The 16,894-nt window shown below is 37.5% G+C and carries 21 protein-coding genes; 9 read left to right on the plus strand and 12 right to left on the minus strand.

Annotated features, from left to right (window positions below):
- The first annotated feature begins 195 nt into the window (after positions 1-195).
- On the plus strand, positions 196-777 hold the full coding sequence (locus ACU8YW_RS24730) for an NAD(P)H-dependent oxidoreductase (RefSeq protein ID WP_088608546.1): 582 nt from the start codon (positions 196-198) through the stop codon (positions 775-777).
- Positions 778-810: 33 nt separating this feature from the next.
- Here the strand turns inward: ACU8YW_RS24730 and ACU8YW_RS24735 are convergent, their stop codons facing one another.
- The 4 genes from ACU8YW_RS24735 to ACU8YW_RS24750 all read right to left on the minus strand — a co-directional run bounded on the left by ACU8YW_RS24735 (position 811) and on the right by ACU8YW_RS24750 (position 3,492).
- Positions 811-1,341, minus strand: coding sequence for a DUF5673 domain-containing protein (locus ACU8YW_RS24735; protein ID WP_446894017.1), 531 nt, complete (start codon positions 1,339-1,341; stop codon positions 811-813).
- A gap of 111 nt (positions 1,342-1,452) precedes the next feature.
- A complete protein-coding gene (gene nucF / locus ACU8YW_RS24740; RefSeq protein WP_002096233.1) occupies positions 1,453-2,217 on the minus strand; it encodes a 5' nucleotidase NucF in 765 nt (254 codons plus the stop codon).
- Between the two features lie 108 nt (positions 2,218-2,325).
- The gene (locus tag ACU8YW_RS24745) at positions 2,326-2,958 is read right to left on the minus strand and encodes a helix-turn-helix transcriptional regulator (RefSeq protein WP_060488135.1); all 633 of its coding nucleotides are present in this window, start codon (positions 2,956-2,958) and stop codon (positions 2,326-2,328) included.
- A 93-nt stretch (positions 2,959-3,051) separates the two neighbouring features.
- Entirely contained in the window at positions 3,052-3,492 is a 441-nt protein-coding gene (locus ACU8YW_RS24750; protein WP_106382993.1) for a DUF86 domain-containing protein, read from the minus strand.
- Positions 3,493-3,639: 147 nt separating this feature from the next.
- On the opposite strand from ACU8YW_RS24750, the gene glpX reads away from it, so the two are divergent.
- The 3 genes from glpX (at position 3,640) to ACU8YW_RS24765 (ending at position 5,762) form a co-directional block, all read left to right on the plus strand.
- Entirely contained in the window at positions 3,640-4,611 is a 972-nt protein-coding gene (gene glpX / locus ACU8YW_RS24755) for a class II fructose-bisphosphatase (RefSeq protein WP_000439090.1), read from the plus strand.
- A gap of 16 nt (positions 4,612-4,627) precedes the next feature.
- Complete coding sequence (locus ACU8YW_RS24760; RefSeq protein WP_000392614.1) at positions 4,628-4,894, plus strand: DUF3055 domain-containing protein; 267 nt, start codon at positions 4,628-4,630, stop codon at positions 4,892-4,894.
- 370 nt (positions 4,895-5,264) lie between these two features.
- Positions 5,265-5,762 carry a cytoplasmic protein gene (locus ACU8YW_RS24765; RefSeq protein WP_088064724.1) on the plus strand — a complete coding sequence of 166 codons (498 nt, stop codon included), beginning with the start codon at positions 5,265-5,267 and terminating at the stop codon, positions 5,760-5,762.
- Positions 5,763-5,807: 45 nt separating this feature from the next.
- On the opposite strand, the gene ACU8YW_RS24770 is transcribed toward ACU8YW_RS24765, so the two are convergent.
- Entirely contained in the window at positions 5,808-6,092 is a 285-nt protein-coding gene (locus tag ACU8YW_RS24770) for a YutD family protein (RefSeq protein ID WP_370512873.1), read from the minus strand.
- 142 nt (positions 6,093-6,234) lie between these two features.
- On the opposite strand from ACU8YW_RS24770, the gene ACU8YW_RS24775 reads away from it, so the two are divergent.
- Entirely contained in the window at positions 6,235-6,813 is a 579-nt protein-coding gene (locus ACU8YW_RS24775) for a YhcN/YlaJ family sporulation lipoprotein (RefSeq protein WP_046954398.1), read from the plus strand.
- 30 nt (positions 6,814-6,843) lie between these two features.
- Here ACU8YW_RS24775 and ACU8YW_RS24780 read toward each other — a convergent pair whose 3' ends face one another.
- On the minus strand, positions 6,844-7,575 hold the full coding sequence (locus tag ACU8YW_RS24780) for a MerR family transcriptional regulator (protein WP_262719597.1): 732 nt from the start codon (positions 7,573-7,575) through the stop codon (positions 6,844-6,846).
- 98 nt (positions 7,576-7,673) lie between these two features.
- Between ACU8YW_RS24780 and ACU8YW_RS24785 the strand changes: the two genes are divergently transcribed.
- A complete protein-coding gene (locus ACU8YW_RS24785) occupies positions 7,674-8,489 on the plus strand; it encodes a YhfC family intramembrane metalloprotease (RefSeq protein ID WP_116868002.1) in 816 nt (271 codons plus the stop codon).
- A 23-nt stretch (positions 8,490-8,512) separates the two neighbouring features.
- Here ACU8YW_RS24785 and ACU8YW_RS24790 read toward each other — a convergent pair whose 3' ends face one another.
- On the minus strand, positions 8,513-8,956 hold the full coding sequence (locus ACU8YW_RS24790) for a hypothetical protein (RefSeq protein ID WP_088608550.1): 444 nt from the start codon (positions 8,954-8,956) through the stop codon (positions 8,513-8,515).
- 134 nt (positions 8,957-9,090) lie between these two features.
- On the opposite strand from ACU8YW_RS24790, the gene ACU8YW_RS24795 reads away from it, so the two are divergent.
- Complete coding sequence (locus ACU8YW_RS24795) at positions 9,091-9,645, plus strand: histidine phosphatase family protein (RefSeq protein WP_088080791.1); 555 nt, start codon at positions 9,091-9,093, stop codon at positions 9,643-9,645.
- 74 nt (positions 9,646-9,719) lie between these two features.
- Positions 9,720-10,199, plus strand: coding sequence for a YbaK/EbsC family protein (locus tag ACU8YW_RS24800; RefSeq protein WP_048542306.1), 480 nt, complete (start codon positions 9,720-9,722; stop codon positions 10,197-10,199).
- 20 nt (positions 10,200-10,219) lie between these two features.
- Here the strand turns inward: ACU8YW_RS24800 and lipA are convergent, their stop codons facing one another.
- Complete coding sequence (gene lipA / locus ACU8YW_RS24805; protein WP_000166369.1) at positions 10,220-11,116, minus strand: lipoyl synthase; 897 nt, start codon at positions 11,114-11,116, stop codon at positions 10,220-10,222.
- 189 nt (positions 11,117-11,305) lie between these two features.
- Here lipA and ACU8YW_RS24810 point away from each other — a divergent pair, with 189 nt between their 5' ends.
- Positions 11,306-12,289 carry a M23 family metallopeptidase gene (locus tag ACU8YW_RS24810; protein ID WP_000944677.1) on the plus strand — a complete coding sequence of 328 codons (984 nt, stop codon included), beginning with the start codon at positions 11,306-11,308 and terminating at the stop codon, positions 12,287-12,289.
- 37 nt (positions 12,290-12,326) lie between these two features.
- Here ACU8YW_RS24810 and yunB read toward each other — a convergent pair whose 3' ends face one another.
- From yunB to sufB, 4 genes are all read right to left on the minus strand, one after another.
- Positions 12,327-13,058 carry a sporulation protein YunB gene (yunB, locus tag ACU8YW_RS24815; protein WP_446894018.1) on the minus strand — a complete coding sequence of 244 codons (732 nt, stop codon included), beginning with the start codon at positions 13,056-13,058 and terminating at the stop codon, positions 12,327-12,329.
- A 54-nt stretch (positions 13,059-13,112) separates the two neighbouring features.
- Entirely contained in the window at positions 13,113-13,415 is a 303-nt protein-coding gene (locus ACU8YW_RS24820; RefSeq protein ID WP_000248463.1) for a YunC family protein, read from the minus strand.
- Positions 13,416-13,480: 65 nt separating this feature from the next.
- Entirely contained in the window at positions 13,481-14,896 is a 1,416-nt protein-coding gene (locus ACU8YW_RS24825; protein ID WP_446894117.1) for a bifunctional metallophosphatase/5'-nucleotidase, read from the minus strand.
- A 573-nt stretch (positions 14,897-15,469) separates the two neighbouring features.
- On the minus strand, positions 15,470-16,867 hold the full coding sequence (gene sufB / locus ACU8YW_RS24830; RefSeq protein WP_001118829.1) for a Fe-S cluster assembly protein SufB: 1,398 nt from the start codon (positions 16,865-16,867) through the stop codon (positions 15,470-15,472).
- Between the last annotated feature and the right edge of the window lie 27 nt (positions 16,868-16,894).

Raw genomic sequence — 16,894 nt, forward strand, 5'->3', positions numbered from 1 at the left:
TACCAATCTATATATTCTATTCAGAATGCAAAATCCCTACTTTTTTGTATTTTTTTGTCACATACTAACATGTATCCCATATTAGCTAATTACATTTTCGCTTTATTTCTCACGTCAAAAAAGTTGACTCTCACAACAGAAGTAACCATAATAGTTACATAAATAAAAAACTATCCACAAATAGGAGGAAGAGCAATGAAACATGTAATCGTTTATGCACACCCAAATACAGAAAGCTTTAACCATGCGATTTTAGAAACGGTAAAAAGTGAATTAGAAGAAAAAGGTCATGAAGTACGCGTTCGCGATCTATACGAGTTAAACTTCAATCCAGTATTAGACGCTTCCGATTTCATCTCATTTTCTCAAGGAAACACACCAGAAGATATTAAAGAAGAGCAAGAGCATATCTCTTGGGCGGATAGCATTACATTCATTTATCCAGTTTGGTGGGCGGGACTTCCTGCTATTTTAAAAGGATACGTTGACCGTGTATTTAGCCACGGCTTCGCTTATGCTTACGGTGAAAATGGTATTGAAAAGTTATTAAGCGGTAAAAAAGGCTTACTATTATCTACAATGGGAAATACGAAAGAAGCATACACAGCAGGCGGTATGTTTGAAGCAATGAAGAAAACAGCAGATGTTGGTATTTTTGAATTTACAGGTATTGAAACAATTGAGCATACATTCTATACGAGTGTTCCTTCTGTGGATAACAGTGTGCGTAAGCAATATCTTGAAGAAGTTAAAGATGTTGTGAATCGTGCATTCTAATAAAAAACTCCGGTTGTTAAAACCGGAGTTTTTTTATTTCATCATTAATTTCGGAATATATCTTTGAAGAATGCTTTCTAATTCATTCATATCTTCCTGTCTAATAAGTAAATTTACATTGTCATTCATTTTTTCTCGCCCGCGATATAAAAATATATTTTCTTTTGGATTTTCCCATGTTGATGTTTTATAGCCTTTTAATTCTTCGTATGAATAAAAGTTTAATCCGTCTACTACACCTTTTTCATATATTTGTACACTTTTAATAAGATGGATAGCTATTAAAGTCATAAAACAACTTGCTACAGCATGAATACCTAGCTGAATGAGAAACTGTTCAACTGTATCAATATCGCCACTTACGTACTGAGCATATATATACATACATTGCCCAATGAAATATGCTGGTCCAAGTAATGCAATCCAACATCTTTTCACCCGAGGATACATTGCAATGAGTTTTCCTGAGCTTTTTTTCATTTCATTTATTTTATATATCTTCCATAGAACAAAAAACAAAACACATAATGTAAAAACAAACATAATACATGACATCCAGTACACTCTGATCCCCCCTTGTATCATTACATATAAATTTTACATTTTATATAACAACGGCGAATATGCAATTATGCATAAAAAAACAGGTAACCTATTCCGGTTACCTGCATTTCATTACATCTTCTCAATCCACTCCGTCAAGTTATGCACAACTTGCGTTGGTTGTACTTCATATTCTGTTAACTTCTCCACAGTTGTGACTCCAGTGTGGACAAGAAGGGTATGCATGCCAGCATTTACTCCCGCTAAAATGTCTGTATCGTAGTTATCCCCAACCATTAATGCTTCATCTTTTCCTATACCAAGCACTTTTAACGCTTGTTCCATAATGATTGATTCTGGTTTTCCAATAAAGATTGGATCCACGCCTGTTGATACTGTTACAACTGATGTTAATGAACCGTTACCTGGTAATAATCCGCGCTCAGTCGGAATGGCGATATCTCCATTTGTAGAAATAAACGTTGCGCCGTTACGCACAGCAAGACAAGCTTTTGCTAATTTTTCATATGTGATGTCACGGTCTAAACCAACAACAACGAAATCAGGATTTTCATCCACAAGTTCAAATCCTTTTTCCACAAGTGCATCATGTAAGCCTTCTTCACCAATCATATATACAGTTGCGTCTTGTTTACGTTCATAAATGAAGTTCGCTGTCGCCATACTCGTTGTGAATACTTGCTCTGCTTCCGCTGGAATATCGAAACGAACAAGTTTTTCTGCCACTTGTTCTGGTTTACGCGTTGAATTATTCGTAACGAATAAATAAGGAATGCCGCGCTCTCCTAATGCTTTTACGAAGTCGCTCGCTTCTTCAATTTGTTCTTCTCCGCGATACATCGTACCGTCTAAGTCAATTAAGTAACCTTTATACATCATTATGTCTCTCCTTCTATGCTAACGTTCTCACCTTATCATACCACTCTTATATTACCCGCTTTTTCCAAAGAAAAAAACGCTTTACCTAAAAGCGCCCCATAACGTTCATTTTTTCTCTTTTACTTGGTAAGAACAACTACAATCGCCCTCACACATGTTTGCTAACGTCTTTACATCTGCTCCTGCAAATAAACGATTATACATCTCTTTTTCATCTTCGCATACTTGCGGGAATCTCTCTGCAATTTCTTTTAACGGACAGTTTTGTTTTTCAATTACGAAAGAGTTCTCCCCATCTCTCTTTATTTGAACCATATAACCATTTTTCTCTTGCATAGCCGCTATCTCTTGCACTTTAAATGCTAAATTCTTTTGATTACTCACTCGTTTTTGCAACTGTTCTTCCATTCGCTTCGTTCTCTCTGTTAAAACGTAACGAAGTATTTTTTCATCACCCATTCGAGCTAAATCTTCTAGCATATCAATCGCAAATTGCTTATACTCCTTCGGGAATGTATCTTCTCCCTTTTCACTTAATCCATATAAATAAGTTGGTCTTCCGACATGTTGTCTTACCATCTTAGAATAAATGAAACCATCTTTCTCAAGATTACTTAAATGTCTTCGGATCGCCATTTCTGTAATCTCTAAAACGTCAGCTAGTTCCGCTACTGTGTGCTCTCCCTTAACTTTCAACAATTGTACAATTTCATCTTTCGTCGTACGTGCTTCCCCCATGCTTAACCCTTCTCCCTTCTCCCTTTTCCCTTTACTTTCTCACATACAATATAAGATCCCCAAAAGGCAGTCCCGGGGATCTTATAAGCATAATTATTCTGGTACAAATGCAGATACAGGTCCTAATTCCTTCTCTAAATAACTGCGAATATTTGCTGGGTATTTCTCTACCACTGCAATATGTTTTTGAATCGTCTTATATAATTCATCATGATTCATTTGAATATAATCTTGCGTAAGCATTTTTCGAAGAAGGATAATTTCTTTCATTCCTCGTCCTTCTTCTGCACTTATCACTCGCTCGTCCATCAAAATATCGATAATATCTTCATAACTTCCTGGATCGCGCATAATAAATCCATCAATCATCGCATTCCCTACATCTAATACACAATCAATAATTAGATGAGCTATACGTTCTAATGCGTAAAATTCAAACTCGGTTTCATATATCTTTTTCTCTTGAAATGTACTTGTTGCTTGTTCTAAACATACTAACATTTGTTCTATTTTCTTTCTGTCTACAAAATACATGAATGTCACCTACCTGGAAATTAAAGCATTTACATTTTAATTGTAACGCTTTCTTCTGAAAAAATCGACAATTTTTCGAATTCACCTTTTCTCCGTTATTTGTTATAGTTATATTTGTATGATTTTTGAAATTGGAGGAATGGAATCTTGGAACGTGAACTCGCACTAGAAATTGTCCGTGTAACAGAAGCAGCAGCATTAGCATCCGCACAGTGGATGGGCCGCGGAAAGAAAAACGAAGCAGATGATGCAGCAACTACAGCAATGCGTGATATGTTTGATTCAGTAAACATGGCAGGTACAGTTGTAATTGGTGAAGGAGAACTTGATGAAGCACCGATGTTGTATATTGGTGAAGAACTAGGAACAGGTAACGGTCCAGAAGTAGACATTGCCGTTGATCCATTAGAAGGTACAAACATCGTTGCAAAAGGTCTTGCAAATGCAATGGCAGTTATCGCAATCGCAGATAAAGGAAACCTTCTTCATGCTCCTGATATGTACATGGAAAAAATCGCGGTTGGTCCAAAAGCAGCTGGTAAAATTAGCTTAGATGATCCAATTGAAAAAACAATTGAAATTGTAGCAGAAGCTAACAATAAAAAGATTCGCGATCTAACAGTTATCGTGCAAGAACGTGAACGTCATCAAGATATTATTGACCGTGTTCGTGCAAAAGGTGCACGCGTAAAATTATTTGGTGATGGTGATGTTGGTGCGTCAATCGCAACAGCACTACCTGGAACGGGTATTGATTTATTCGTAGGTATTGGCGGAGCTCCAGAAGGTGTTATTTCTGCAGCAGCATTAAAATGCCTTGAAGGTGAAATGCAAGCTCGCTTAGTTCCAATGAACGAAGAAGAAGAAGCTCGTTGTCGTGAAATGGGATTAGAAGATCCTCGTCAACTTCTTATGTTAGATGACTTAGTATCTGGGGATGATGCAATCTTCTCAGCAACTGGTGTATCTGCTGGTGAGTTATTAGACGGTGTTAAATTCCTTGGCGGAGATCTAGCTGAAACATATTCTATCGTTATGCGTTACAAAACAAGAACGGTACGATTCATTAAAACGCATCACCATTTAGATCATAAACCACACTTAAACTTAGATATTTAATAAAGGAGCCATGTGTATGGAAGAACGTTTCTTTCTGTACGACGATACAGTCGCTACAAGAACTCGTTTCGTTAGCTTTATGGGAGAAAATGAGCGTCATGATTTAGCGCTTTTATACTCCGATCGTCATTACGGTAAAACAATTGTCCTTGATATACAGCGCAATAGATTTGCAATCATCGGTCCTGACGATTTAAACGAACCAGGCTACTTAGAGCATGCATTTTCTATGACTGAAGAAATTGCAGAAGAATTACGCTCATTTTTATTTGAACTTATATAATTTATCTTAGGCACCAGCTATTTTAGCTGGTGTTTTTTCGCTTTAAGTATTTTGAATTTTCAATCTTATATGTTATAATTAAGAATAAATCTATTTGGATAGAAAGGACGTTATCTACGTATGCCAACATTTACTTTGTAATGGACCAGCAATTGGATAGCATTACTCTCAAAAAAGCACCGTGCTTTTTCAAGGGAGTAGTCTGCCCATTCCCATTACAAAGGAACGTAACGCATCTGTAGTATGATGTTTACGGAGGTTCCTAAGGGAATCTCCTTTTATTTTTGTCTTTTTATCATGTCTTCATACTACAAGACATCCAAATAGCTGTATTACGTTCCTTTACCACTACTATAAGAGGTGAAGGAAAATGCAGAAAGTACAACTTTCTTGGAGTTTATATGAAAATGAGCAAAACACAATCGAAAAGTATTGTAAAAATTGCAGACGCACTACCTTATTTACTGACACGAATATTCGTAGGCATAACGCCAACGGAAAAAATATATACCGCTTTGCCATTTATAAATGTCCGAAAGATCATACGTGGAATCAAAAGCTTCGTATTTATAAAGCATTCACTGATCACGTTGAAACATTCGACATGACGCAGCAAGATCAAATAGAAACAACTACTACCATTTCCATTACGCAACATAAAGAAAACGGCATAGCCGAAATCACGATCGTATTAGATATCGTTTTCGGTTCCCACCGAATGGATAAAGCCTTATCCACATATATTTCCGACTGGAGCCGTACACGCATTGTGGATAAAATTAAAAATGGGGATATTCAATTGAACGGACAACAAATGAAACCAAATACAATACTTTCTGAAGGCGATCATATCTCGATTTGTTTATAAGCGAAAATATGCAAAAAATCCTCTTACAATCGTAAGAGGATTTTTTTATTTCTTCACTTTTCGTAATACGAAGTGTGCACAACCGAAATTACAGTACTCGTATAAATACTCCGTTAACGTACTAATTTTCGTATCATATGTCGAACGTTGATTACTATCATCAAAGAAACCGCGCAATCTAAGTTGCTCATAACCCCAATCCCCTACGATGTAATCATATTTATTTAAGATTTCTGCATAACGCTCTTTAAATGCTTCTTCATTAAAACCGTCACGAAAGTTTTTAATTACTTCGTACTGAACATTATTAATGCTCACCGTAGCATGCATCTCTTGCTCTTGCTTTTGCTCCATCATTAACTTCCTCTCTAAGCATTCTTCTTTTTATCGTATCACAAAGCATACCAACCAACAATTTCAAATACAAAAAATTGAAAATTAGTGCATGCTATGGAGAAGGAGGTGATACATCGTGAAAAAACAAATTATACTCTCTCTCCTCACTCTTTCCTTATTTGCAGGCTGTCAATCATCTAATAAAGCCGAAATGGAACGTGAAGAAGGAAGTCGTGTTCTTGTTTCCAATAAAAACGACATGTATCATACGGAAAATACAAATACAAGATTAACGAGAGTCGGTTATTCATCTAAACAAAAACATGAAGTATCTAACAAACAAGTAGGAGCCATTAACCGTGAGAAAGTCGCTGAAATGATTACAAGCATGACAGTCAAACTTCCTGACGTTACAAACGCTGCTACGCTCGTTACCGATGATGAAGTATTTGTTGTATACCGTGCAAACACAACGGATCCAAAACTCGTAGCGGATCAAGTATATAAAGCTGCTTTGTCCATCGTCCCTCGCTATTATAAAGCATATGTATCAACAGACCAAAAGTTGATTTCTCAAATTCAAGGCCTTCAATCAGGTAGCTTAAATGATACAGAATATACACAGAGCCTCGACATGCTAAAGCGAGAAATGAGCAAAAATCCTCATTTAAACAATACGGGGGATCAGACTTTGAATGATATGATTAAAAAATAAAGAAGGTGGAGAAAACCTCCACCTTTTTTACTATTTCTTACGATCCGCATAAACCTCCATCGCATCACACATAAACTGTGCTAAACCTTCACCAAACTTATCGATATTTTTCATGAAGCGCTCATCAGCGACGTACATTTGACCGAGTCCTTTAAAAGCATCTAGTGAATATTCTCCAAAGTTTTGCAAGTAATCGTACCATACTCCAATTGCTTCTTGTGCCTCTTTAGAATCTGGTGCGCCGTGTCTAAGCGCCGCTAAATTTCTGTAAATAGTATTAAACTCTTCTTGATTATCTTTTGACATACCTTTCGCGTATTCATTAGCCTTATCTACAGCTGCGTCTCCCCATCGTTCACGCGCTTCTTCTTCGTACGGATTATGGCTGAAATCGAACCCTTCAAATTTCTCTTTATTCGTCATTTCAATCTCTCCTTTTGTATGCTGAATTGTTTTATCAATTGTCGCAATCACCTTATCTAATCTGGCACGTTTTTCAAGAAGCATTTTCTTATGAAGCTGTAGTGCTTCTTCGTGGTCAAATGATGGACTCATGATAATTTCTTTAATTTTCTTCAAAGGGAAGCCTAGCTCTTTAAAAAATAAAATTTGCTGCAATGTCTCTAAATTTTTATTGGAATACAGACGATATCCAGACTCTGTCGTCTCGTCTGGGGTTAACAACCCAATTTCATCGTAATGATGCAGTGTGCGCACACTAATTCCAACTAAATTAGCTACTTCTTTTACCTTCATTGTCATGTGTATCTCCCCTTAATACATACGATAAAGTATGACGCAACGTTAGAGTCAATAAGTAAATTCATTTTTTGTTAAAAGTTTCATCTCCACTATATTTCATGCATAATAGATATGTACATATATTAGAAAGCGGTGAAAGTATGGTTTCAAGTACGGTAATTGCCAGTATCACAATTCAACTTGTGATTTCGATTCTGGTACCTATTATTGCGTTTGTTTATTTCCGTAAAAAATATAATATTAATTGGAAAGTGGTCGGCGTTGGTGTTCTTATCTTTATTGGATTTACCCAAATTCTCGAAACACCGTTCCACCTATTTATGCGTGGTAATCCAGCAATCGCTCCATTTTTAGAAAATCCGTTTGTCTTTGCAATTTATGGCGGACTAACTGCTGGTATTTTTGAAGAATTAGGACGCTTCGTTGCCTTCTTCTTCCTACTAAAAAAATATCTAGAATATAAAGATGGCTTCGCTTATGGAATTGGTCACGGCGGGATTGAATCCATTTTAGTTGGCGGATTCTCTGCATTGCAGACACTTATATTCGCTAATGCTATTAACAATGGTAGCTTCGCTCAAATGGCAGAAAAACTACCACAATTAAATCTTGTAAAGGATATGTTAATAGAACAACCTGCTTATTTATACTTCCTTGGCAGCTTGGAAAGAATTATGGCTCTTGTATTGCAAATTGCCTTTACAATGCTTGTCTTATACGCAGTAAAACAGAAGAAATATATCTTCCTTGTTTACGCTATATTATTCCACGCATTTGTAGACTTTTTCGCGGCACTTTATCAAACAAAAACAATTAACATCTTTGTTGCAGAAGGAATTACCCTTCTCTTCACAATTGGTGCTGTCATTCTTATTCGTAAAATGAAAGAGAAATTAATGAGTGTACCGGAATAAAAAATAACCCACCAGCTGGTGGGTTATTTTTTACCACGATTTTTGCAATGATGATAACTCTTGCCCTCTTGCAGCTCCCTCTTTGTTTCTGCATCTATAACAATGTACTTATGAAACTCTTCTGCTTCATTTTGAGAAAAGGAAGCAAAAAAATAAACTTGGCGATCAGGGTGAACAAAAAAATCTTGAAGTACCACGCTACTACGACAACCCACGGCTGCTTTTTTTCTGAAAGAAAATTCTTTATCCGGCACTTCTTTAAATAAAATCTTTTTTCGAACGCTATATGCTGCATTGTTGTATTCTTTATAGATTTTCTTATCTAACTGTTCGTAAAACACATCTTCACTCACAAATGATTTATTTCGATTGCTTGGATAATTTAATTTTTGATTGGATTCTGCATATGTTGTGGACAAGTGTATAAAAAAACAAAGACCGAATATAATACATATCATTTTTTTCATCATTACACCTCAAATGTTCATTTATCCACATTACTTTTCCACATATTTAAATCAATATGCCGTTTCCAATAAAAAGGAATTTTTCCCACATTTGTCGAAGTATATAGCGTCAACTTGAAAGATGGGGATGAATTGTGAAGAAATTGATTGTAATACGACATTGTTCAGCAACTGGACAAGAACGTGATGCCGAATTAACGATTGCAGGAAAAAATCAAGCAAACACTCTTGCTACATTCCTCTTAGAAAACCAATCACAAATAGATCATATTATTTCAAGCCCATTTGTGCGAGCTATCGATTCTATTCGGCCCTATGCGCTTCAAGCTAACTTGTCTATCCAAGAAGATGAACGATTAGCTGAACGCATATTAAGCGACGTTCCAATGGATGATTGGTTGCAAAAACTAGAATCTACTTTTACAAATATAGATATCGCCTTTTCAGGCGGAGAGTCAACAAAACAAGCGACGGATCGTGCTATATCACTTATCCAAGACGTTTTAAAGTTAAACCATACTACAACACTACTTGTTACACACGGCAACTTACTGACGCTCATTTTAAAGCACTTTGATCATACGATCGGCTTTATTGAATGGAGAGCTTTAACGAATCCTGATATTTACGAAATTACACTCGATAAACAATGTATCCTAAAACGATTATGGGAAGCACCGTCCAAGTAATATCTCTTTCCAACACATTCAGTTGACGCCACGAGAAGAAACTGTACTAACAATAGAAAGGGGTATCACTCCATATGTACGAAGATGTACTTGCTTTACTACATAAAACAAATGCTTCTTACGAAAAGTTTGAACACGAACCAGTACTCGATTATGAAACAGATCGTATCGTACGTGAAAGGCTTGGCTTACACGGCACTCCAAGTAAAAGCTTATTTTTAAAATCAAAGTCTGGAGATTATTACGTATTTTTTACGTTAGAGGGTACAAGGCTCAACCGAGGAGAGATGAAAGAAATAACAGGAGAAAGCTTATCTCTCTGTTCTCCTGATGAGCTAAGAGAAGAAACAGGCTGTACTCCAGGATGTGTAGCTCCTTTCGGTTATTCACAAAATGTAACGATTATTGTGGATAGTGCTATTTATGCTTACGATAAAATTTTAATTACACCTGGTGTACCTGAATTTACAATTGAATTATCCACAGAGGAATTAAAGAAAATCTTATTAACATGCCCAAATACTGTTTTAGAATATAAACAAAAAGAGAGCTAATGATTAGCTCTCTTTTTTCATTATTTTGCTTCTGCTGTTTTTTCTTTTGCAGAACGAACCTGCTCGTCCGCATGGTAAGAAGAACGCACAAGTGGGCCAGCTTCACAGTGGCTAAAGCCTTTGCTAAGTGCAATTTCTTTAAGCTCTGCAAATTCTGCTGGTGGGTAATATTTAAGAACTGGTAAATGCTTCTTAGATGGCTGTAGGTATTGTCCAAGAGTTAAAATATCCACATTGTTTGCACGTAAGTCATCCATCGCTTCAATTAAATCTTCTCTCGTTTCACCTAAGCCCACCATAATGCTCGATTTAGTTGGAATATCAGGCTGCATTTCTTTTGCTCGACGTAAAAACTCTAATGAACGATCATATTTTGCTCTAGCGCGAACTCGGTCAGATAATCGACGTACTGTTTCAATGTTATGGTTTAAAATATCTGGTTTTGCATCCATTAACATTTTTAAGTTTTCTTCTACTCCACCCATATCAGATGGTAATACTTCGATTGACGTAAATGGATTTTTACGACGTACAGCGCGTACTGTTTCAGCAAAAACAGCTGCTCCCCCGTCCTTTAAATCATCACGTGCAACCGCTGTTATAACAACGTGCTTTAAGCCCATTTGTACTACAGAATCTGCTACGCGTTCTGGCTCTTGTAAATCAAGCTCAGTTGGTAAGCCTGTTTTAACCGCACAAAAACGACAAGCACGTGTACAAACCGCACCTAAAATCATAAATGTTGCTGTTTTTCTTACAGCCCAGCATTCATGAATATTCGGACATTTTGCTTCCTCACAAACTGTATGAAGATTCTTAGAACGCATCATTTTCTTTAAGCCTGTATAGTTTTCATTCGTGTTTAACTTAATTTTCAACCATTCGGGCTTGCGCTTATATTCTGTTTGTTTTGTCATGGTTATCAACTCCGCACAATATGAAATAATTTACCGTGTTCGCTTCTTTCAATGTAACATATCTATTCTAACGTATGAAAGCGATTTGCTCAAATGAAGATTCTAAGATTTTTTCCAATCGTTCCCTATAATGAAATACTCCGTATATCCCACACTAAAAAGAGTGATGTTGTGAAAGGAGTCTATTTCATGCTTCGAAAAATTTCTCTTTTGCTTTCGATTTGCTTTCTTCTCCACCAAAATATCGCTTACGGTGAAGATAATCAGCAAAGCATATACGAAAAGCGCATGGCACTATATAAAGAAACCGAGCAATCTTCAGGCATTCCGTGGTATTACTTAGCTGCAATGGATCAATACGAAAGAAATATACGGAGCGTAAGAAAAGATATTCCGAAAAAACCAGATGCCATTATCTCCCTTTATTTCAAACCAGAAATATGGGCTGGTCCCGTTAATGGTAACGACACTCTCCCCCATACAATTTCTCTATTTGGCGGATTGGGTTTAGATGGTGACAAAGATGGATTTGCAAACGCAAATAACGACCGTGATCTTCTGCATACAGCAGCGACAATTTTAAAGAAACAAGGAACGTCCGAAGACCGTGTTCACATTATGCTTTGGGAATATTATAGACGTGCGAAAACAGTTGAATTAATTACCGAATACGCCCAAATTTATAAACATTACGGACGTATTAATTTAGAAGGAAATGCTTTCCCTCTTCCGATTCGTAGTGACCATAGCTACCGTAGTACTTTCGGTGCTGGAAGAAGTTTTGGGGGAAGGAGAGTTCATGAAGGAACTGATATTTTTGCAGGCTATGGTGTACCAGTAAGATCTACTTGCTATGGCATTATTGAAACAAAAGGCTGGAACCGTCTTGGCGGATGGCGCATCGGTATTCGCGACCTTCATAATAATTACCATTATTACGCTCATTTAGGCGGATTCTCAAAAGAAATACAGCTTGGACAAATTGTCGAACCAGGAAAAGTAATCGGATTTGTCGGTAGCACCGGTTACGGCCCTCCCGGCACAGCTGGAAAATTCCCGCCCCACCTACATTTCGGTATGTATAAAGACAATGGTTATACAGAATGGGCTTTCGATCCATACATGCATTTAAGTCTTTGGGAGCGAAAAGAACGCACGAATACAAAACGATAACCGTAGCATATTGCTACGGTTATTTTTTTTAATTCGGCTAACTATCCGTTTTCTTTTTATCAGGTACAACAACACTCCCACTTCCATAATAAGTAGGCACTTCCCCTTGAACAATACGCGTTGCAATCGGAACATCTTGTTTTACCTTTATTTCTTTCGTATGAAATGGAATAATCACTTGCAACGTGACTTCCATCTCCATAATAATTTGAATCGCTGTCGTATTGATCCCGTGCGGTTCAATTTTTTGTTTAATATCCGTATTCACATGACCAATCGTCGTGAAATCAATTGGAATATCGGGACCTATATTTCCAAGAAGCGCATTATCCGTTACACGAACAAAAGGAACTGCCATCGTTGCTCCATTTTTTTCAGAAATACCTAGCCCCTTCAAATCACCTTGTTCTACTTGCTGTAAATATTTTTCTATGTATGTGGTCGTTGACGTTACGATTTCATTTACTTGCTTTGTATTTAAATTAATTGTGGATACTTTTCCGTTTTTATCATTTTGTACTTTCATTAATGAATCGACATCAAACCCTTCATTAATTCTATCTTTTACCGCCTTCGTCATAACCGCTGTCGCCATTTTATGCGTCTCTACTTCCCCATATTTAAGTAATGTCGGCTGAATGCTTTTATTCACAATCCATAATCCTTGCACGAGTAATATGACAAAAAGAATAAACGACATAAGCAGTATGTGCCGAAAGGAAATTGGTCCCCTTCGAAACCGCGAATTTTTCGAACGAAATATACTCATAAAAAAACCTCCTTCTTATATCATTTCTATGCAAGAAGGAGGGACGATATATGCTTATCTCATTTTTAATAATGCTTCTTTTCCGATTGTGCCTGCCGTAATACCTAATGCTTCGGCCTCAATCGTTACTGATTCTAGCGGCGCTTCAAGAAGTTGTTCAATCGTTCTTACACCAACCGCACGGCCAGCAATAATTCCTCGATCACCTAACTTCTCATTTAAAAGACCTACATCTAATGCACCGCACATAATATATCCTTTATCGCTCATTACAGCTAGCAAATTTGTCTTTGGAAGTTTGACGCTAACCGCAATAAACGTATAATTATCGATTATAATTGGCTCCACATTAACCATAGTTCACACTCCTCTCTTTCTTATCTGTATGACAAGAGAAAAATGAGTGTTACAAGTTAACTAGCCTATAGTTTGACGGAAGATGTATGAGTTATCAACACGTCTGTTAACACATCTCTGAGTAACTCTGGCATATAATATTGTTTGTCAGAAAGTGTGGATAGCTCTGGGTATAAGTATCCGAATGTAAACATATCAATCGTTCCTACCGTATATATACGATCTAATTCCAGCGATTCCCCGTTAATCAATACATCTTCCAGTAAAATTTTATTCCCAGGAATCATATCTGGAATGACTTCGACACCAGCGTAAATCATTTTCCCCATCACTTTTCCACGAAATCCGAATCCTTTTACCTCAAGGTTCTCCATATTCGGGCGACATGCTTTCAAAATAACTTCTCTTAACGTTTTCCCCGGCACTTTTAATAAACATGGATTAATTGGATGTGGACAAATTCTGTGAATATCTCCGCGCGTCACAACACCTTCATTTAATCCCTCTAATAGCACACCAGCGTTCACCATTCCAATTTCTGCACCGCACCACGTTTTCAGCGCATTTGCTAACATGTGCGAAAATGCCGTCTCATGAAACCAATCGACTGGTAAAGATTCCTTTAAATGAACGACAGGCTCTGCCATAATCTGTTTACTTTCTTCCTGCAGCAATTCAATTGTGGATAACGTTTTGCTATAAGCACCTAACCGTTCTGTCTTAATCGCTCTACCGTCCTTTTTCAACAGCTTCTTCGTCTCTTTATCCACAGTAAGCTGAACGTGCCCAACGTAACGTCCCCACTTTTCACAACAACAAAGTAAAGTATTATTCATAAGAATGCCACGCTCAAATAAATGGTGCGTATGTGCACCTAAAATAACATCTATATCATAATGCTCTGCCATATACTCATCCATGCTTTTTCCAAGATGAGAAAGGACAACCGTAATATGAGCCTCATCTCGCACTTCTTCTAAAATAGACTCTAAATGGATAAGCGGATCTTCAATATGCCAATCGAGCATATGATAAAACTCTGGATACGCTACTGTTAATCCGATAAAAGCAATCGTAATTCCTTCTGTCGTTGTATGTAATTTATAAGGCTTTGCCCACGCTGGACGTACCCCTTCTTTTTCAAATAAATTCGCGACGAGCACCTCAAATCCAGCAGCATCATATAGACGATTCAAATGCTCCTTCGCTAACGTAATTCCTTCATTATTTCCGATCGTTACATAATCATATAACGCCTCATTCAAAAGCTTCGTATTGCCAAGTCCATTCGTCGCTTCCGAAATACTATGAAAACGATCCACATGATCGCCGATATCAACCGTCAAAACGGTCTCTCCCGCTTCCTGTCTTCGCTTTTTCTCCCCTTGTACAAACCGAGAAATTTGCGGCCAATTTTCAAAATGACTATGTATATCGTTTGTATGATAAAGGTGGATGATTGTTTCTTTATTTATATTCAGAGAAAAAACCTCCTCTCAGTTCCTTACTGCCATTTACGCTACACGTACGCAATAATCCTGTAAATACTTTTCGTCTTTTCTTGCTATTTTACATTGTACTCGCATTATAAGAAAAAGCAAAAGATTGTCCTTTTTGATAAGAAAACTTTTTCTAGTGTGTGGAAGGGTTTTAGATGATTGAACGGGGGATTTGTTGGGGTTCCGGGGATTTGTCAAAAAGTTTAACAGAGAGTTCGGTAGGTGGGCTTCAATTGCATTTTCCAATAGATTGTCAGTGGATTTGTCAGTATCTTTGCTTTACTTCCAGTCGGTCTCTTTTCCTACAACATGTTGTGGGGTATATACGGAATTTCTTTTGTCTTACTTTGTCGATAAGTCGATATCCCTTGTCGAATCGTCGATATATTGCAATAATCGCTGATATATTACGAGTTGTGGTCGATATATTTGAATAATCGCTAATATATTCAGCTGAATACCAACCTGGGTATACCAGACTGACCTAAACTGAATCGACCCCAGCACAACATAAGAAAGCGCCCTGCTGTGCAGGGCGCTTTCTTCATACATATATTAACCAATAGAACCTTCCATCTCAAACTTGATTAGGCGGTTCATTTCAACTGCGTATTCCATTGGAAGTTCGCGAGTGAATGGCTCGATGAAGCCCATTACGATCATTTCTGTAGCTTCTTGCTCAGAAATACCGCGGCTCATTAGGTAGAATAATTGTTCTTCTGATACTTTCGATACTTTCGCTTCGTGTTCAAGTGAAACGTAATCGTTTTTGATTTCGTTGTAAGGAATTGTATCAGATGTAGATTGGTTATCCATGATTAACGTGTCACACTCGATGTTAGAGCGAGAGTTTTTCGCTTTTGGTCCGAATTGTACGATACCACGGTAAGTTACTTTACCACCATGCTTCGCAATCGATTTAGAAACGATTGTTGAAGACGTGTTTGGTGCTAAGTGAATCATTTTCGCACCAGCATCTTGATGTTGGCCTTTACCAGCAATCGCGATAGATAATGTTAAACCACGAGCGCCTTCGCCTTTTAAGATAACTGCTGGGTATTTCATCGTTAATTTAGATCCGATGTTACCGTCAATCCATTCCATCGTTGCGTTTTCTTCACAAACCGCACGTTTTGTAACTAGGTTGTATACGTTGTTCGCCCAGTTTTGGATTGTTGTATAACGGCAATATGCATCTTTCTTAATGATGATCTCTACTACCGCACTGTGAAGTGAGTTAGTCGTGTAAACAGGTGCTGTACAACCTTCTACGTAGTGTACGTGTGCGCCTTCGTCTACGATGATAAGCGTACGCTCGAATTGTCCCATATTTTCAGAGTTAATACGGAAGTACGCTTGAAGTGGTGTATCCACTTTAATACCTTTTGGAACGTAGATGAATGATCCACCAGACCAAACTGCAGAGTTTAATGCAGAGAATTTGTTGTCTGTTGGTGGGATTACTTTTCCGAAATGCTCACGGAAAATATCTTCGTTCTCTTTTAATGCGCTATCTGTATCTTTGAAGACGATTCCTAGAGCTTCTAGGTCTTCTTTCATGTTGTGGTATACAACTTCAGATTCGTACTGTGCAGATACACCAGCTAGATATTTTTGCTCAGCTTCAGGAATACCTAATTTATCAAATGTCGCTTTAATTTCCTCAGGTACTTCATCCCAAGACTTCTCAGATTTCTCAGATGGTTTTACGTAGTACGTAATTTCATCGAAATCTAAGTCGTTTAAGTCGCCGCCCCATTGTGGCATTGGCATTTCATAGAACTTATCCAGTGATTTTAAACGGAAGTCTAACATCCACTGTGGTTCTTCTTTCATACGTGAAATCTCTTCAACGATTTCTTTTGTTAAACCGCGTCCAGCACGGAAAATCGAAACGTCTTTGTCTTTGAAACCATATTTATAATCGCCGATATCTGGCAGTTGCTTCGCCATGTTGGTGTGTCCCTCCTTAGATAACCT

The sequence above is a fragment of the Bacillus pretiosus genome (assembly GCF_052947655.1).

What these genes read in the sequence shown, in the direction of transcription:
- ACU8YW_RS24730 (WP_088608546.1), top strand. Translation starts at nt 196, where the DNA reads ATGAAACATGTAATCGTTTATGCACACCCAAATACAGAAAGCTTTAAC.
- nucF (WP_002096233.1), bottom strand. Translation starts at nt 2,217, where the DNA reads ATGTATAAAGGTTACTTAATTGACTTAGACGGTACGATGTATCGCGGA.
- ACU8YW_RS24745 (WP_060488135.1), bottom strand. Translation starts at nt 2,958, where the DNA reads ATGGGGGAAGCACGTACGACGAAAGATGAAATTGTACAATTGTTGAAA.
- ACU8YW_RS24750 (WP_106382993.1), bottom strand. Translation starts at nt 3,492, where the DNA reads ATGTATTTTGTAGACAGAAAGAAAATAGAACAAATGTTAGTATGTTTA.
- ACU8YW_RS24760 (WP_000392614.1), top strand. Translation starts at nt 4,628, where the DNA reads ATGGAAGAACGTTTCTTTCTGTACGACGATACAGTCGCTACAAGAACT.
- ACU8YW_RS24765 (WP_088064724.1), top strand. Translation starts at nt 5,265, where the DNA reads ATGCAGAAAGTACAACTTTCTTGGAGTTTATATGAAAATGAGCAAAAC.
- ACU8YW_RS24770 (WP_370512873.1), bottom strand. Translation starts at nt 6,092, where the DNA reads ATGCATGCTACGGTGAGCATTAATAATGTTCAGTACGAAGTAATTAAA.
- ACU8YW_RS24780 (WP_262719597.1), bottom strand. Translation starts at nt 7,575, where the DNA reads ATGACAATGAAGGTAAAAGAAGTAGCTAATTTAGTTGGAATTAGTGTG.
- ACU8YW_RS24785 (WP_116868002.1), top strand. Translation starts at nt 7,674, where the DNA reads ATGCATAATAGATATGTACATATATTAGAAAGCGGTGAAAGTATGGTT.
- ACU8YW_RS24790 (WP_088608550.1), bottom strand. Translation starts at nt 8,956, where the DNA reads ATGAAAAAAATGATATGTATTATATTCGGTCTTTGTTTTTTTATACAC.
- ACU8YW_RS24800 (WP_048542306.1), top strand. Translation starts at nt 9,720, where the DNA reads ATGTACGAAGATGTACTTGCTTTACTACATAAAACAAATGCTTCTTAC.
- lipA (WP_000166369.1), bottom strand. Translation starts at nt 11,116, where the DNA reads ATGACAAAACAAACAGAATATAAGCGCAAGCCCGAATGGTTGAAAATT.
- ACU8YW_RS24810 (WP_000944677.1), top strand. Translation starts at nt 11,306, where the DNA reads ATGCTTCGAAAAATTTCTCTTTTGCTTTCGATTTGCTTTCTTCTCCAC.
- yunB (WP_446894018.1), bottom strand. Translation starts at nt 13,058, where the DNA reads ATGAGTATATTTCGTTCGAAAAATTCGCGGTTTCGAAGGGGACCAATT.
- ACU8YW_RS24820 (WP_000248463.1), bottom strand. Translation starts at nt 13,415, where the DNA reads ATGGTTAATGTGGAGCCAATTATAATCGATAATTATACGTTTATTGCG.
- sufB (WP_001118829.1), bottom strand. Translation starts at nt 16,867, where the DNA reads ATGGCGAAGCAACTGCCAGATATCGGCGATTATAAATATGGTTTCAAA.